The following is a 16,180-nucleotide window of genomic DNA, read 5'->3' on the forward strand; positions in this document are numbered from 1 at the left end:
TTGAACTTTCTGTTTTTCGATTGTATAGTATAAACATGTAATTAATCTTTACATAAACTAGACAAAAAGAGATTAAACAAGGTAAAATTATGGGAGGTAGAGTGGAGTGGATGTAAAAAGCTTTCGTAAGGCAGGACATTTCCCAAGTTTGTTGTCATCATTTCTCTATTTTGATGTTAGTTTTATGATTTGGGTTCTCTGCGGAGCGCTTTCTCTGTACATTACCAAGGACTTTAACCTGACGGATGCACAGAAAGCGACGATGGTTGCCATTCCAACACTCGGCGGCTCCCTGTTCCGGATTCCAATGGGCATCCTGGCCGATCGGATCGGCTCCCGGAAAGCAGGCATGATCGGGATGGTGCTGACGATCATTCCGCTGCTTTGGGGCTGGCTTGGCGGTACGAGTTTCAGCCAAGTGCAAGCATTGGGCTTTCTGCTGGGGATTGCAGGCGCAAGCTTTGCCGTATCCCTCTCTTTGGCCAGCCGCTGGTACCCGCCGCAGTATCAAGGGCTTGCGATGGGAATCGCGGGAGCGGGAAACAGCGGTACGGCATTGGCCACCTTTTTTGGACCGCAGCTGGCGGCTTCATACGGGTGGCATAACGTATTCGGTTTAGCGATCATTCCTCTGGTTCTCGTACTGATCGCTTTCGCCTTGATGGCAAAGGATAGTCCGAACCAGCCGGCGCCCAAGAAACTCAGGGATTATTTAGCGACCTTTAAATATGCCGATACCTGGTGGTTTTGTCTTTTCTATGCGGTCACGTTCGGTGGGTTCGTCGGATTTGCCAGCTATTTCAGCATTTTCTTCTACGATGTGTACGGGGATCAAACGGTACAGGGTGGAATTACCCGGGTGGAAGTCGGCTATCTTGTAACGACCACCGTTATTGCCGGCAGCTTCTTCAGGCCGGTCGGAGGGTATATTGCCGACCGAATCGGCGGTATGCGCTTCATGCTGGTATTGTTCTCGGCCATAGCGATATGTGCTTTTGCCATCTCGACCATGCCGAGCTCCTTTATGGTCATGCTATTAATTACCAGCATTATGATGGCATGCTTGGGCATGGGGAATGGTTCGCTGTTCCAAATCGTACCTCAACGCTTCCCTAAAGAAATTGGAGTGGTCACGGGGATCATCGGAGCGGCAGGCGGTTTTGGTGGATTCCTGCTCCCCAATAACATATTGGGCCCGTTGAAGCAGGCAACCGGAACACACGTGACGGGCTTTATCGTAGTGGCTTCTATTGTGCTCGTCGTTACGCTTGTGTTTTACGCGGTGACCCGGAGCTGGCGGAAAGCATGGGCTACGGCGGATTCCGGAGTCAACTTCTAATCGAATGATAATTTAGGTGAACGATAAGGTGTGTGAATAAACGATGAGCGAATTTCTGAAGCATTTTCAAAAGCAGCAGGCTGCTTTGGCATCCAGAGAAAAAACGATCAAAACCGAGTGCCCCTACTGCAGCGTGCAATGCACGATGAATCTGCATGAGGAAAAGTCGATCATGGTAAGCCGCTATTCCGTTACCCCGAACAAGGAGGATCCGGTAACGGATGGCAGGCTATGCGTCAAAGGGCTGAATGCGCATGTTCATGCCACTCACGACCGGAGGCTTCGCTACCCGATGATCCGGATGGGAGGAACGCTGAGTCCTGTAACGTGGGATCAGGCGCTAGCCAGGATTAAAGAGGAAATTGAAGGCATAAGACAGCGGTACGGCAATGATGCGATAGGAGTGTATGGCGGCGGCTCTTTATCCAATGAAGAAAGCTATTTGCTGGGGAAATTTGCGCGGGTCGCACTGCAGACCAAGTATATCGATTACAACGGCCGCTTCTGCATGTCGGCGGCGGCCGGGGCGTCGAATCTCACCTTCGGCATCGACCGCGGACTTACGAATCCGTTGTCCGAGGTGCCGCTGGCCAAATGCATTATTTTGGCAGGCACGAACATTGCCGAATGTCAACCGACCATCATGCAGCATTTTCGCAAGGCAAGGCAGGAGGGCTGCAAAATCATCGTCATCGATCCGCGGGAAACGGCAACATGCTCCCTTGCGGATCTTCATCTCAAGGTTAAACCAGGCTATGATGCGGCCCTTGTGAACGGGCTGCTCAAGGTCATTGTAGAGGAAGGGTATGTCGATCATGCTTTTGTGGAGGAGCGAACGAACGGGTTTGCAGAGCTCGCGGAGCATTTGAAGCAGGTATCCTTGGCCGAGGTTGCCGCGCTTACCGGGGTTGCTCCTCAATTGATTATCGAAGCGGCACGGATGTACGGGCAGGCGGAGACGGGGATGGTTTTCACAGCGCGGGGCGTGGAACAGCATGCCAGCGGAGTCGCCAACGTCAGGAACTTCCTCAATCTGGTGCTGCTGACGGGAAAAATCGGAAAGCCCGGCTGCGGGTATGGAGCGATTACCGGCCAAGCCAACGGTCAAGGAGGCCGTGAGCATGGTCAGAAGGCGGATCAGCTGCCAGGCTACCGGTTGATCGAAAATCCCGTGCACAGGTCCTACATTGCCAAGGTTTGGGGAGTGCCGGAAGAAGAACTGCCCCGTCAAGGGCTATCCGCCTATGAAATGATGGAGGCGATTGACCGGGGGGAGATCAAGGGCTTGATTGTTATGGCCTCCAATCCGATCGTATCGAATCCGAACAGTAATCTGGTCGAACGTGCGCTGAAAAAGCTCCGATTTCTGCTCGTCATCGATCTGTTCGAATCGGAAACGGCACGATTTGCGCATATGCTGCTGCCTGGTTCCTCCTACTTGGAGGATGAAGGCACTATTACACAGCTGGAAGGCAGGGTCATGGTTCGCAGGGCGATCAAGCCGCTGCCCGGTAAAGCGCGGTTGGATTGGAAAATTCTTTGTGACATCGCCGAAGTTCTCGGTAAAGGACAATATTTCCGATATACAAGCGCCGAGGATATTTTTAACGAGCTGAGATTGGCCTCCAAAGGGGGCAAAGCGGATTATTACGGGATGACCTACGATCGGATCGAGAAGGAGCGGGGGATGTTCTGGCCGTGTCCGGAGGAGGCGCATCCGGGGATGCCGAGGATGTTTGAACGGCGCTTCGCCCATGAAGACGGCCGGGCGAGGCTCGCACCTATCGAGCATCAGAACCCAAAGGAAGTGGCCAGCAGGAAATATCCGTTTCTGCTTACGACGGGGCGCGTGCTTCAGCACTATTTATCCGGTGTACAGACCCGCAATACATCGGAGCTGAACTCCATGTATCCCGAGCCGCTTCTGGAGATTCATCCTCAAACGGCGGGAGAGATCGGACTGATCAATGGAGGACATGCCAAGGTAGCCTCGAAGCGGGGGGCGATCCGGCTGAAAGTGAAATATTCGGCCAAAATCCGTCAGGACACCGTGTTTGTCGCTTTTCATTGGGGCGATGACCTGAGCATCAACCGTCTTACCAATCCGGCGCTTGATCCGACTTGCCGTATGCCGGAGTTCAAAGTATGTGCAGTGAACATTGTGCCGGGCTGATTTTAAGCGCGTATCCACGCGCTCTTTTTCCGTTTTTGTTTAGACTTTGCCGGGGAGGAGAAACCATCATGAAGCAATGGATTAAAACGGTAGGCACCGGAAAATTGGGATCAAGGCATTTGACCTATGACGAGGCGGTAGCCGCCGCACATGCCATCGCCCGAGGCGAGTCTACGGATGCACAAACGGCTGCCTTCCTGATGGCCATGCGGATGAAGGGTGAAGCGGATGAGGAAATGATGGGCTTCATCGATGTCTTTCGCAAATATTCGCTGCCCTACCGATCCTTTTCACATTCATTAAATTGTGCCGGACCTTACGATGGAAGGGTATATTTCCCTGTGACGATCCCTGTCAGTCTGCTGCTGGCCTCCGTCGGATTTCCTCAAGTGCTGCACGGCAGCGAATCACTTCCGCCAAAGCTGGGACAGTCGCTCAAAGAGCTTCTTGAAGGCATGGGGATTCAAGTCGATCTTCAGGCCAAAGAGTGGGAAATGATCTTTCTGAGCATCAATATCGGATTTATATGGACCGACTTGATCTGTCCGCCGTTTGGCCGCGTAAGGCACGTGAGGGAGGAGATGGGGCTTAGAACCTTCTTGAATACGGTGGAAAAAGTCATTAATCCGGTGCATTCCCTGAATATCATCATCGGGGTTAATCATAAGACGGCACTGGAGCATCTGATCCATCTGCTGCCGAAATCGGGTTTCGAGACCGCCTACATTGTGCAAGGTATGGAAGGTTCTGAGGATTTGCCCACATACAAAAACAGCTTCATCCGCAAAGTAACGCCGTGGGGGGATGAATCGAGCACGATCGATCCGGCCACTTTCGGATTTCATGGGGTTCCGCTTGAAAAATGCAGCAAAGAACGGCAGCTTCAGCTGTTGACGCGAATCATTCAAGGGGATGATTCTCCGGATATCGCCAATGAGCGTGACCATGTCATCTTTAATGCCGGTCTTCGTTTGTATTGGTTCGATAAGGTGGGATCGTATGAGGAAGGCTTTCAGCTCGCCAGATCATTGCTGCAGCGCAAGGAAGCGTATAAGCTGCTGAATAAATGGCGCGATCTAAGCAATCGAAGCGCGGTTGAGGGACGGCTCCAGGCAAATGGATGAAGAGGTTCAGTTCGAATGCAAGAAAGCTTGAGTTGCCGGGCACCAGGCCCGGCCTTTTCGTTGAAAGACGGATGCTTACACGACGGAAAGCCAGGCCCGGCCGTTTCGTGAACGCACCTCCACCGGCAGCTCGTAGAAGTCGGATAAGGTATTATCGGTCATCAGCTTACCGGTTTCGCCGGATGCGAACATCTCGCCGCGGCGCAGCAGCAGGGCATGGGTGAAGACGGGCAAAATTTCCTCCGTATGATGCGTGACGTAGAGCATGGTAGGAGCATCGGGCTGCTCCGCGAGCCCCGCAATGCCCGACAATAGCTGCTCCCGCGCAAAGAGATCGAGACCGTTGCAGGGTTCATCGAGAATAAGCAGCCGTGGTCTCGCCATCAGTGCACGGGCGATCAGCAGCTTTTGCTTTTCTCCCTGGGAGCAGGTTTGGTAGGTCCGGTCCCACAGATGGGAGCAGCCCAGCCGTTTCATCAGCTCCAAGGCTTGTTCATAGTCCTTCTCTTCCGGTTTATCGTATAAACCGATGGTGGCGAATTTGCCGCTAAGGACTACGACCTGCGCTTTATCGCTGGCATATAGCTTTTCCTGAAGCGAGGAGCTGACCCAGCCGATCGATTTGCGCATTTCCCGCAGATCGACGGAACCGTAGGTTTCCCCAAGAACGCTGATCACACCTGTCGTGGGCCACAGATAGCCCGTAATCATATTCAGCAGAGTGGTTTTGCCGGATCCGTTAAGACCGAGCAGGGCCCAATGCTCTCCTTTGTGCACCCTCCAATCTATGCCGCTCAGCAAGGTTTTGCCGTCCCTGCGGTAACTGAGATCCTTGACTTCAATCGTGTAAGACGCGCTCAACATGTTTTACTCCTCTCTCCTGTCTGTTTCTCTCCCTTTGACTTGCTTGGAACGTTTCCTCATGTATCAGCCGGAGCACCCGTAGCTCGTCCATATCCCCTTCGATGACGGGCTGCTGCAGTTCCAACGGTACATAACGGTTGCTTCTGCGATAACCATGCTATCCTAACCTCCCGCATAGGGTGGTGCCCCTGCTTACATCTGCTGCGGGTCCGCCAGCTCGGTCCAATGGACCGTAGGCTGTCCGTCCCCGTCATAGCCGGCCGTTCCGACCCATACGTGACGGCTCGGACCATATGCAAAATAATGCTCCAGCAAACGATGAAAAATAAAAGGGATTTCACGGTTAAGCACCTGCTCGCGGGGGATCCAGTGGAGCTCGCCCTCGTCCGTCAACGTCACGTCTCGCCGCAGCGCTCCGGCAGTATAAATGAACTGCTGCCGTACCTCCTTTTGGTTGAGCCGGATCAGGATGTACTGCAGCTTGAGGTCGGTTATTTCTTCGGGAAGCAATCCCGTTTCCTCGTGAATTTCTCTGAGAACGGCGGTTTGAGGATCGTTGATTTCCTCCGGCTCTAAATGTCCCCCGACTGCGGCCCATAAACCTGGTGAAAGGGTGCGTGTCGGGGATCTTTTCATCATCAGCAAATCGTTCTCGTGAAAAAGAAGCGCAGTGGCGATCATGCGTGCTCGAATCAATCCGGTCCTCTCCTTTGGGCGTATAAATGCTTCTTTACCAATTTATCATATTTTACGTGGGAAAGCCTATTGCCCGAATGCGGTATTTTGCGTTATAATGTCCTCTAGGTAAAAACAACCGTCTTTATAGAGAGGACTGTTACCGTGCCGGACAAACATGCCGCAGAGGAAAAGCCGAAAGGCGTCGAGCGTTATTTCTTGGTGCGCGAGGATATTTTGCCGGAGGCGCTGGTCAAGACGGTGCAAGCCAAGGAGCTTTTGGCCCGCGGAGAAGTGAAGACCGTTCACGAAGCGGTGGAGCAAGTTGAGCTGAGCCGAAGCGCCTTTTATAAATATAAGGATGGCATTCACCCGTTAAGCAAGCTCGACCGTGAGCGGATCGTTACGATCTCCATGGATTTGGAGCACCGTTCGGGCATCTTGTCCCGGGTCCTTGCTATGATTGCGGGACTCGAAGGCAATGTGCTGACGATTCACCAGACAATTCCGCTGCAAGGGGTGGCCAATGTGGTCATTTCCGTGGAAACGTCGATGATGGGCGAGAATGTCGCTTTTCTGCTTGACAAGCTGCGGAGCCAAGACGGCGTCAGCCGCGCCGCGGTTGTCGGGCAGGGCTAATGATAAGGAGGAACCGTATGAAACCGATCAAAGTAGGATTGCTTGGTCTCGGTACCGTAGGGACCGGGGTCGTCCGCATCGTAGAAAACCACCAGCACGATCTGCTAAGCCAGTCGGGGTCTCCGATTGAAATCACCAAAATTTTGGTACAGGATAAAAGCAAGGCCCGTAATATCAGCGTGTCTGCGGATGCGCTGACGGAAAATCCGTGGGATGTGATCGAAAACCCGGATATCGACGTCGTTGTTGAAGTGATGGGCGGCATTGAGCTTTCGAAGAAGCTCATTTTGAGCGCATTGGACCACGGCAAGCATATCGTGACCGCCAATAAGGATCTGATGGCGCTGCACGGGCCGGAAATTTTGGCAAAGGCGGCGGAAAAAGGTTGTGACGTGTTTTACGAGGCTAGCGTAGCCGGAGGTATTCCGATCATCCGGACGCTGGTTGAGGGCTTCACATCCGACCGGATCACGAAAATCATGGGTATTGTCAACGGCACGACCAACTATATTTTGACGAAAATGAGCCAGGAAGGCGCAGCCTATGCGGATGTGCTGAAGGAGGCGCAGCAGCTCGGATATGCCGAGGCTGACCCGACCTCCGACGTTGAAGGCTTTGATGCCGCAAGGAAAATGACCATCCTCAGCACGCTCGGCTTCCGGTCGAACGTCGCGCTTGCCGATGTTGAAGTGAAAGGCATTTCGAAGGTAAGCAAGGAAGATATCGCCTATGGCAAGCGTCTCGGCTATGAAGTGAAGCTGCTTGGCATTGCGGAGCGTCAGGATGACCATATCAGCATCAGCGTGCAGCCGACCATGGTTAAGCATACGCATCCGCTTGCGTCGGTAAACGGCGTATTTAACGCCGTTTACGTATACGGAGAAGCCGTGGGCGAAACGATGTTCTACGGACCGGGCGCAGGCGAAATGCCGACGGCGACCTCGGTGGTAGCCGACCTTGTGGCGGTAGTCCGGAATTTGAATCTCGGAATCAACGGCCGCCGCGGATTTGTTCCTTACAAGGAAAAAAAGCTCAAAACCGACGAGCAGATCGTTTCGAAAAACTTTATCCTGCTCCATGTAGAGGATAAGGCGGGCGTATTGGCTCAAATTACTCAGGTGTTTGCCGAATACGAAGTCAGCCTGGAGTCGGTGCTGCAGCATCCGAACAGCACGAATCCGCTGGCTGAAATTATTATCATTACGCACGATGCTAACAAAGCCGCTATGAATAAGGTGCTGAAGAGCTTTGAGTCGATGGACGTCGTTCAAGCGATCAAGAGCGTATACCGGGTTGAAGGCTAATTATATGTAAGATCGGCCGGAGCTGCGAAGGTATAAAGCGCAGAGCCGACGATCAGGGAAGGCTTCCGAAGAAACGGCGTGATGGAAGCGATTCGGAAGCTGAAAGGGTAGGAGCGATAAAGATATGGTGAACAGCAGCAGGAAAGTACGCGTAAAGGTACCGGCCAGCACCGCGAATCTGGGACCCGGCTTCGACACGCTGGGGATGGCGCTGGATTTGTATGCATGGATCGAGATGGGCTTTGCCGAACAAACGGTCATTGAGCTCTTCGGTGATCAAGTCAAGGGTGTGCCGACCGATAAGAGCAACCTGATCTATGAGGTGGCCCAGATGGTGTTCGAGCGGGCCGGAGTAAGCCACCCGGAGCTGTATATCGGCATGTACAGCGAAATTCCGTTGACACGCGGCCTTGGCAGCAGTGCGTCGGCCATTGTAGGGGCGCTGGCCGCGGCCAATGCGCTCATCGGCAGTCCGCTGTCCGATGACGAGCTGTTCCAAATGGCGACGGGGCTGGAGAAGCACCCTGACAACGTAGGTGCGTCGCTGTTCGGCGGACTTGTCGTCGCCTTCTGGGACGGCACGCGGGCGGAGTATATCCGCGTGGAGCCTCACGAGCAGTTGGAGGTGCTGGTAGCTATCCCGCACTTCCAGCTGTCGACGGAGAAGGCGCGAGGCGTACTACCGCGCGAGCAGAGCCTAGAGAATGCCGTTTTTAACGTCGGTCATTCGTCGCTGCTTGTCGCCGCCCTGTGCACCGGTCGGCTTGAGATGATCGCGCCCGCCATGAAGGACGCGCTGCATCAGCCTTACCGGGCCTCCCTCGTGCCCGGACTGGGTCAAATTCTCGCCGAAGCGACCGATCGCGGCGCCTTGGGCGTGGCTCTTAGCGGAGCGGGTCCGACGATCCTTGCGCTCGTTGACCGCAAAAGCTCACGCAAAGCGGAGCTGGAACGATTTATGGTGGATACGCTGAAGCAGGAGGGCATCGAAGCCACAACCATGTGGCTGAACCCGGACAAGCACGGCGTACAAGTTCAATCGTTGACACCTGGGGATGAAAGGTGTACATTACTGGAAAAGATAAAAGGAGAGGTTCGCGCATGAAGCGAGTATCGCTCCTGGGTCCAGGAACCTTTACCGAGGAATCCGCTTACTATTTTCTTGGCAAGGACAAGTTTGAATATGTAAACTGCAAGCTGATCGCCGATGTGTTCCGTGCGACGCTGGAGGGGGCAACCGATTTCAGCGTCATTCCCATCGAGAACACCTTTGAAGGCTCGGTCAGCCTGCATGTGGATTGGCTGGTCCATGATGTGGACCTGCCGATCCAAGCGGAATGGGTTTATCCGATTTCCATTAATCTGCTCCGTCTTCCTGTTGAGGAGAAGGAGCCTGAAGCATTGGAAATAGCCTGCAGCCGTATCCGCAAAATTTATTCGCACGGCGTGACCCTGGCCCAATGTCAAAAGTTTTTGCGTGAGCATTTGCCTCATGTGGAGCTGGAGCAGGTCGGCAGCAATGGCGAAGCCGCCAGACTGGTGAGGGAAATGAACGACCCGGCTGCAGCGGCGCTTGCGCCTCAAGCCGCGGGAGAGCTCTATCGTTTGCAGTCGCTTGCCGCGGGTGTACAGGACCATCAGAATAACTTTACCCGCTTCGTATTGATTGGCCGTGAGAAGCCGGTTTTGAAGGAAACGGACGGCTGCAAAACGACGATCCTCGTCACGCTCCCCGAAGATTATCCGGGCGCGCTGCATCAGGTGCTGTCGGCGTTTGCTTGGAGACGGATCAACTTATCCAAAATCGAATCGCGTCCGACCAAGAAAAAGCTGGGCAATTATTTTTTCTATATAGACATCGAGGCTTCCATGGATTCCGTCTTGCTCCCGGCAGCGCTCCAAGAAATTGAAGCGATAGGCTGTCAGGTCCGCATTTTGGGTTGTTACCCGACCTACTCCTATGAGCCCGAAACTTCGGAGGTGTAATCAGGCGTGGCACAAGTCATCTACTTAAACGGGGAATACGTAAGCAAAGAAGACGCGAAGGTATCGGTTTACGATCATGGTTTTCTGTATGGCGACGGCATTTTTGAAGGGATTCGGATTTACAACGGCAACATTTTCAAATGCAAGGAGCATTTGGACCGTCTGTATGATTCGGCAAAATCGATTATGCTGGACATTCCTTTGAAGCAAGATGAGATGCAGGCCGTCCTGGCAGAAACGATTCGCCGCAACGAGCTTCGCGACGGTTATATCCGTCTGGTGGTTTCCCGGGGGCCTGGGGATCTGGGGCTTGACCCGAGGCGTTCGCCAAAAGCGAATGTGATCATCATCGTGGAGCAGCTGTCGATTTATCCCGAAGAAGCATATGTCAACGGTCTTAAAACAGTATCCGTCTCCACCCGGCGCAATGTTCCGGATGCACTCAACCCGAAGATCAAATCGCTGAACTACCTGAATAATATTTTGGTTAAAATTCAGGCCAACCTGGCCGGTGTAGGCGAAGCGATTATGCTTAACTCCCAAGGATATGTGGCAGAAGGGTCATCGGATAATATTTTCATTGTGAAGCGCGGCGTCGTATTTACCCCGCCATGCTACTGCGGTGCGCTGGAAGGGATCACGCGTGCGGCCATTATCGAGATTTGCGGCAAGCTGGGTTATACGGTAAAGGAAGAGCCGTTCACGCTGCATGACGTTTATGTGGCGGATGAGGTATTCTTCACCGGTACGGCGGCTGAGGTCATCGCGGTGCGCGAAGTCGATGCCCGCATCATCGGTCAAGGCAAAGCCGGTCCAATCACTACGCATCTGCTGAAGGAATTCCGCAAGCTGGTCGAGATCGACGGCTTGAAGGTATATGAATAATCAATAGTACCGAGGGGGCCCGTCTAAGGACGGGTTCTTTTTGTTTTATGGAAAGAAGTGTGAATTTTTCCCTATTTCGATGGTCAAATGCCCACTTTGCTGCATAAACTGTAATGTCATTTTGTTCCGCATCGTTTGCTTACGGCGGAATACAGCGGACGTTACCCGAATGATCATACTTCCGCAAAAAGTAAAGGAGGTTAATGCAGTGAAGATTCATATCGTAAAAAAAGGAGACACCCTCTATGAGCTCGCCCAAAAGTACCACATCGAGCTCGACAAGCTGATTGCGGCCAACCCGCAAATCTCTGACCCGAACGTGCTTGACATTGGCATGAAGGTGAAAATCCCTCACTCGCCAAAGCCGGTGATGCCGCCGACGGATTATTTGTATAAACACGTCGTGGTGCAAGGGGATTCGCTCTGGAAACTGGGGAAGGCGTGGGGTGTACCTCTGGCCGATATGATCGCGGCCAACCCGCAGCTCAAAAATCCGAATGTTTTGATGACCGGGGAGGTTATTTATATCCCGAAGCTGAATACGGAGCCGTCCAAGAAGCCAGTTGGGGGGGCCAATGTGAAAGCGGACACGTCCCAAATTGTTCCTGAAGCTCCGCTTCCGATGGAAGCGCCGCCGGTCTCCGAGCAGGCGGTAGAGCAGCCGAACATCATGATGCAGGAGGTGCCGGCCAAGGAAAATCCGAATGTGCCGCAGGCTCAAGCGCTGCCTGAGCAGCCGAACATCATGATGCAGGAGGCGCCGGCCAAGGAAAAGCCGAATGTGCCGCAGGCCCAAGCGCTGCCTGAGCAGCCGAATATCATGATGCAGGAGGCGCCGGCCAAGGAAAAGCCGAATGTGCCGCAGGCTCAAGCGCTGCCTGAGCAGCCGAATATCATGATGCAGGAGGCGCCGGCCAAGGAAAATCCATATGTGCCTCAAATGCAGGCATTCCCGCAGATGCAGGCTCTAGAGCAGCCGAATATTCCGCAAATCCATGCGATTCCGCAAATGCCTAACATAGGGATGATGCAGGCGCCAGGTAAAGAACAGCCTAATATTTCTCCATTCCAGACCATCCCGCCAATGCCTTACATGGGCATACAGCAAGCGCCAGCCGTGGAAATTCCCTATGCTTCTCCATCCTTCGGAGTTCCGCATTTGCCCAATACGATGCCCGCACAGACGGCTATGGAGAGCAATGAGCCGTTCGGAATGCATGAGGCCGTCCTTCCCTATTACATGACGCCGCATCCGAATTGGCAAACGGGCGTTCATCCGATGGAAGGAGTGAATGTGCCGCCTTCCGAGGAATTATTCCAGCAGTATAACGTTCCGGCAACCGAAGTTATGGCCTACGATATGGAGCTGTCCAAAGGGAAGGAAAAAGAAAACGAATGGAAACAGCCGGAGCACCTGTCGATGCCGTCCATGCAGACCATGGCGGCGACCGACGCGATTCCTATGCTTCCAAACCTGCCAACAAGTGCAGAGATGCCGTATTTTGCTCCCCATGCGGCTTATCCTCCGCTTCCTGAAATGGAACTATCTCATATGGGAGGAGGCTGCGGCTGCGGTCAGCTTAATCTTCCTTATGCACTGCCGATGGCGGCTGGTTATCCAGGTGTTCCCGCTCCGGAGGAGACGTTCATGCCGTATCCGTTCCATCCTCATGGCACGCCAATGATGCCTTACGCCGCCGGAGGGTATCCTTCATATGAGGCGATGGCGGCAGTTAACGCTTATCCGGGAATTTCGCCGTACGCGGGAATGACTGGACCGGGGGCCCCGTTCAGTGTACCCTATCCATGGGCAGCACCGGTAGATCACGGTCCTCATGATTTGGATCAGTCTAAAGGCGGCAAGGGAAAATCCCGGGAAGAGAAGGCGGAGGTTGCGCAAACCGAGCCCCAACCGGCTCCTAAAAGGTCCGCAGCCTCCAAGAAAAAGAAATCGGCGCGCGCTACGATCAGCAGTCTGTTAAAACGTCACGCGCAGAGAACGCAAAAAACGGAAAAAGTAAGAAAAGCGTCTCCTTGGATGAATCATTAAAATGGCAACAGCCGGAAGCAGATGTGCTTCCGGCTGTTTTTTGCGGAGCCCGCTATAATGATCTGAAACGGCTTCAACCGTTGGCATGGTTTCAGATTTTAATGCCCAAAATATGACTGAACGGAATAAAGCCGATTTCTCGGCTGTCCTTGCTATGATTGCGGTTGTCTCCCATCACGAAAATCGTTCCTTCCGGCACAGTCCACTTCTGCGCGGCGGCAGGCTGCATGGTTTCGTTCAAATAGGGCTCATCCACCGGCTCGCCGTTTCGGTACAGCTTGCTGTTTTTAAGCTCCAGCACATCGCCGGGCTTGCCGATTACGCGCTTTACATACATGTTCGGATCGTTATCTCCGCGAATCAAACGAAGCAGCGGATGCTCCAGCACATCGTCCTTAAAGGAGCGCTCGCGGTCGACGCGGCTATCTATGATAACAATGTCGCCGTAATCGGGCTGGTAACCGAACGTGTGCGACAGCTTGGACACATAAATGCGCTGCTCATTATGCAGGGTGGGATCCATCGAATGGCCCAGCACCTTTGTCGGTTGAAATACAAACATACCGATCAGAAGTGTCAGCACGAATGCGGCGACAAGAGAGCGAGTCCAGGACCAAATTTCTTTGATGATCGGGTACATCGTAACGGATCCTTCCTTTCAGTTCATCAGTTGCTTGATTTGTTCTAAGTATACATCCAAAAAGTATAAGAGTCGATCTTTATGGGAAAAATAGTAAAAACAATCCAGCAATTTATGACAGAAGGGGATCGAATGAATCTGCTCAGCTTCTGGAACCACTTAAAAAAACAATTGAAAAAAAAGCTGCGCGTCAAGCGTCGTTGGTTGAATTTGGCGGGATTTTTGCTTATTGCAGGCGCTCTTGCCGCCGGTATATGGCTTTATAGCGATCGATTGGCCGGCCCTGCAGCTTGGAATGGACAGGAGCAAGCGGTATTCAGCCGGAATATGGAGGAACGGAAGCAGCCGGAGGATGAAGTGCGTCAGATGGTGGCGGGAATGGACGGTCAAAGGGAAGCTTACGTGAAAAAAGCCTATGTTTGCGGCGAGGAATTTCAACGGCTCGGTATGATGAGCTCAACGGATATTTTGGACTATTATCGGGCACACCCTGCCTATAAGGTCAGTATGGATGAGGGAAACAAAGTATACTTCACCGAATGGGTAGACGACCTGTCTCCGCAATGCAAAGACAATGCCTACTTCGGATTGGATACGAAAGGTAACCTGTCATTGTTCGAGGGCGTGCCCGGATCCGGCGGGGAGAGTGTGATCCGCACATTTTTCCAGCTGAATATTGAGCACTTGGAAAGCAGTCTTCCCCGTGAAACGGTAAAACAGCTTTATCGCGGTATCCGTGTGAAAGATCTGGATGATTACAATAGTGTGCTGTCGACTTTGAGCGATTACGCGATGGAAGAGACGGAGAACGTGCTGCAGCCTTCGCCCAACCGCTGACGAACGCGGAAGGATATAAAAAATAAGTCCTTAAAGCAACCTTTTCACAGGGATTCGCGTCTAATTAGGAAAGGATGGATGGGCTTTGTCCGAAAAGCAGAAGGGGAAGGGGAGGGCACAATGCAACGAACCATCAGGTTTGGCGTGCTTGCGGCTTGCCTGCTTGTTTTGTCGGCCTGCACCATAGATAAACCCGGCGGTATCTCTCCTTCCCCGGAAAAGCAGGCGGCTGAGCCGAATCCTCAAAGGGAAGATACGGATGCTCCGAACAATGACCCGGCAGCGACGGATGTGGAAAAACAAGCCCGAGCAGCCGTTCAGGCGCTGAAGGAAAAGGATCTGGAGCGGTTGGCTGGTTTGGCATTCCCGGACAAGGGCATCCGGTTCTCGCCTTATGGTTTTATCGAGACCCGGAGCGATCTTGTGTTTAAGCCTGAACGCATCAAGGCGCTGGTAAATGACAGAACAGTTTATGAATGGGGCGTTTACGACGGATCGGGCGAACCGATTAGACTGACCTTCGCGGATTACTATGCCAAATTTGTGTATGACGCCGATTTTGCAAAAGCGGACCAAACGGCTGTCAACCGGGAAATAGGCCATGGCACGACGCGTTCCAATCTGATGGAAGTGTATCCGCCGGAGGGGTACGCGTTTGTCGAATTTCATTTTGAAGGTTTGGACGCGCGGTTTGAGGGGCTTGATTGGAGAAGTCTTCGTCTTGTTTTTGAAAAAAGCAAAAACGTTTGGTATTTGGTCGGGATCGTACATGACCAGTGGACCATTTAACCGGGGCGGCCGCGGGCTGACCCCTTTTTGCCGTGCCGGGCTTCCGATGAAAGCCCGAAGCAATTCTGATATAATTGACATTTGGATAAGCATAAGATTCGGAAAAACAGCGATTCAGAGAGGAGGAGGGCAGCGAATGCAAACTGGCGCGCATTGTCTGCTGTACAAGCCTTGCAGCCGATGCGGACAAACCAAATATTACCTGCAGTTTCCCGCTAAAGGCTCCAAACGGTCCAGGAACGGGGCGCGTAAAAATATTTGCCGCAAATGTTCGAGAAAGAGAGCAAAGCTCAATCTCCCTAAGATGGAAGCGCGGAGTGTGAAAGAGTCGCTATATGAGGGAGCTGCGAAAATGTTGGAGAAGCCTAGATCGGTCTCCTTCCCTGAACCGCCTCCTCCGAGCGAGAAAAGCGCGGCAAGACTGCTCAGGCCGAACCGGCAGGGCATGATTCGGATGAAAGGAAAAAGCAATAACGGCAGGCGGTGGATCCAGGATATCGATTGGAGCCTCGCGGTGCTGCTTGTGGAGCAGGGTGCAGCGGTTGTCATGAACCCTTACATGATTCGGAGGCTGTACAGCAATGATGATTTTCGTAAAATGATCCTGCAGCGGGACGGCTATACCTGCTGCTACTGCGGCGGGTATGGCGACACCATCGATCATATCGTGCCGAAATCCAAGGGAGGTCATACCACGCCGGTCAACTGTGTTTGTTCCTGTTATCCCTGCAATCAAAGCAAAGCGGACCAGGATGCGGACCGTTTTATCGGCGGCCGTTCCTTAGAAGGAAGAGAAGTGTAGAATTCGATTGGTCCGTCCATCGGCTGGTTTCATGAGCCACCGGGACTTTCTAGGATGACGGAACGTTTTGCCG

At 53.0% G+C, this 16,180-nt stretch carries 15 protein-coding genes; 12 read left to right on the forward strand and 3 right to left on the reverse strand.

Annotated features, from left to right (window positions below):
• Positions 1-106: 106 nt before the first annotated feature.
• From ACZYR9_RS04315 to ACZYR9_RS04325, 3 genes are all read left to right on the forward strand, one after another.
• Complete coding sequence (locus tag ACZYR9_RS04315) at positions 107-1,339, forward strand: MFS transporter (protein ID WP_488977233.1); 1,233 nt, start codon at positions 107-109, stop codon at positions 1,337-1,339.
• A 43-nt stretch (positions 1,340-1,382) separates the two neighbouring features.
• Complete coding sequence (nasC, locus tag ACZYR9_RS04320) at positions 1,383-3,512, forward strand: assimilatory nitrate reductase catalytic subunit NasC (protein ID WP_488977234.1); 2,130 nt, start codon at positions 1,383-1,385, stop codon at positions 3,510-3,512.
• Between the two features lie 68 nt (positions 3,513-3,580).
• Complete coding sequence (locus ACZYR9_RS04325; protein WP_488977235.1) at positions 3,581-4,636, forward strand: anthranilate phosphoribosyltransferase; 1,056 nt, start codon at positions 3,581-3,583, stop codon at positions 4,634-4,636.
• Positions 4,637-4,711: 75 nt separating this feature from the next.
• Here the strand turns inward: ACZYR9_RS04325 and ACZYR9_RS04330 are convergent, their stop codons facing one another.
• Entirely contained in the window at positions 4,712-5,500 is a 789-nt protein-coding gene (locus ACZYR9_RS04330) for an ABC transporter ATP-binding protein (protein WP_488977236.1), read from the reverse strand.
• Between the two features lie 192 nt (positions 5,501-5,692).
• Positions 5,693-6,196: an NUDIX domain-containing protein gene (locus tag ACZYR9_RS04335; RefSeq protein WP_488977237.1), complete on the reverse strand. Its 504-nt coding sequence runs from the start codon at positions 6,194-6,196 to the stop codon at positions 5,693-5,695.
• A gap of 144 nt (positions 6,197-6,340) precedes the next feature.
• On the opposite strand from ACZYR9_RS04335, the gene ACZYR9_RS04340 reads away from it, so the two are divergent.
• From ACZYR9_RS04340 to ACZYR9_RS04365, 6 genes are all read left to right on the forward strand, one after another.
• On the forward strand, positions 6,341-6,814 hold the full coding sequence (locus ACZYR9_RS04340; RefSeq protein WP_488977238.1) for an ACT domain-containing protein: 474 nt from the start codon (positions 6,341-6,343) through the stop codon (positions 6,812-6,814).
• Between the two features lie 17 nt (positions 6,815-6,831).
• Positions 6,832-8,118 (forward strand): homoserine dehydrogenase, encoded by a 1,287-nt coding sequence (locus ACZYR9_RS04345; protein WP_488977239.1) that lies wholly within the window; start codon positions 6,832-6,834, stop codon positions 8,116-8,118.
• Positions 8,119-8,242: 124 nt separating this feature from the next.
• Complete coding sequence (gene thrB / locus ACZYR9_RS04350; protein WP_488977240.1) at positions 8,243-9,223, forward strand: homoserine kinase; 981 nt, start codon at positions 8,243-8,245, stop codon at positions 9,221-9,223.
• Positions 9,220-10,104 (forward strand): prephenate dehydratase, encoded by an 885-nt coding sequence (pheA, locus tag ACZYR9_RS04355; protein WP_488977241.1) that lies wholly within the window; start codon positions 9,220-9,222, stop codon positions 10,102-10,104. The genes thrB and pheA overlap by 4 nt, the downstream gene beginning before the upstream one ends.
• Before the next feature lie 6 nt (positions 10,105-10,110).
• Entirely contained in the window at positions 10,111-10,989 is an 879-nt protein-coding gene (gene ilvE, locus ACZYR9_RS04360; protein WP_488977242.1) for a branched-chain-amino-acid transaminase, read from the forward strand.
• A gap of 208 nt (positions 10,990-11,197) precedes the next feature.
• Positions 11,198-13,039 (forward strand): LysM peptidoglycan-binding domain-containing protein, encoded by a 1,842-nt coding sequence (locus ACZYR9_RS04365; protein ID WP_488977243.1) that lies wholly within the window; start codon positions 11,198-11,200, stop codon positions 13,037-13,039.
• Positions 13,040-13,130: 91 nt separating this feature from the next.
• Here the strand turns inward: ACZYR9_RS04365 and lepB are convergent, their stop codons facing one another.
• Complete coding sequence (lepB, locus tag ACZYR9_RS04370; protein WP_488977244.1) at positions 13,131-13,679, reverse strand: signal peptidase I; 549 nt, start codon at positions 13,677-13,679, stop codon at positions 13,131-13,133.
• 81 nt (positions 13,680-13,760) lie between these two features.
• Between lepB and ACZYR9_RS04375 the strand changes: the two genes are divergently transcribed.
• The 3 genes from ACZYR9_RS04375 (at position 13,761) to ACZYR9_RS04385 (ending at position 16,107) form a co-directional block, all read left to right on the forward strand.
• Complete coding sequence (locus ACZYR9_RS04375; protein ID WP_488977245.1) at positions 13,761-14,516, forward strand: BofC C-terminal domain-containing protein; 756 nt, start codon at positions 13,761-13,763, stop codon at positions 14,514-14,516.
• A gap of 120 nt (positions 14,517-14,636) precedes the next feature.
• The gene (locus tag ACZYR9_RS04380; RefSeq protein WP_488977246.1) at positions 14,637-15,305 is read left to right on the forward strand and encodes a hypothetical protein; all 669 of its coding nucleotides are present in this window, start codon (positions 14,637-14,639) and stop codon (positions 15,303-15,305) included.
• Positions 15,306-15,441: 136 nt separating this feature from the next.
• Positions 15,442-16,107: an HNH endonuclease gene (locus ACZYR9_RS04385; RefSeq protein ID WP_488977247.1), complete on the forward strand. Its 666-nt coding sequence runs from the start codon at positions 15,442-15,444 to the stop codon at positions 16,105-16,107.
• The last annotated feature ends 73 nt before the right edge of the window (positions 16,108-16,180 follow it).

It is taken from the genome of Paenibacillus sp. F024, assembly GCF_057814255.1.

Bases quoted from the DNA above. Each gene is read 5' to 3' on its own strand.
- nasC (WP_488977234.1), top strand. From the start codon at position 1,383: ATGAGCGAATTTCTGAAGCATTTTCAAAAGCAGCAGGCTGCTTTGGCA.
- ACZYR9_RS04325 (WP_488977235.1), top strand. From the start codon at position 3,581: ATGAAGCAATGGATTAAAACGGTAGGCACCGGAAAATTGGGATCAAGG.
- ACZYR9_RS04330 (WP_488977236.1), bottom strand. From the start codon at position 5,500: ATGTTGAGCGCGTCTTACACGATTGAAGTCAAGGATCTCAGTTACCGC.
- ACZYR9_RS04345 (WP_488977239.1), top strand. From the start codon at position 6,832: ATGAAACCGATCAAAGTAGGATTGCTTGGTCTCGGTACCGTAGGGACC.
- thrB (WP_488977240.1), top strand. From the start codon at position 8,243: ATGGTGAACAGCAGCAGGAAAGTACGCGTAAAGGTACCGGCCAGCACC.
- pheA (WP_488977241.1), top strand. From the start codon at position 9,220: ATGAAGCGAGTATCGCTCCTGGGTCCAGGAACCTTTACCGAGGAATCC.
- lepB (WP_488977244.1), bottom strand. From the start codon at position 13,679: ATGTACCCGATCATCAAAGAAATTTGGTCCTGGACTCGCTCTCTTGTC.
- ACZYR9_RS04375 (WP_488977245.1), top strand. From the start codon at position 13,761: ATGGGAAAAATAGTAAAAACAATCCAGCAATTTATGACAGAAGGGGAT.
- ACZYR9_RS04380 (WP_488977246.1), top strand. From the start codon at position 14,637: ATGCAACGAACCATCAGGTTTGGCGTGCTTGCGGCTTGCCTGCTTGTT.
- ACZYR9_RS04385 (WP_488977247.1), top strand. From the start codon at position 15,442: ATGCAAACTGGCGCGCATTGTCTGCTGTACAAGCCTTGCAGCCGATGC.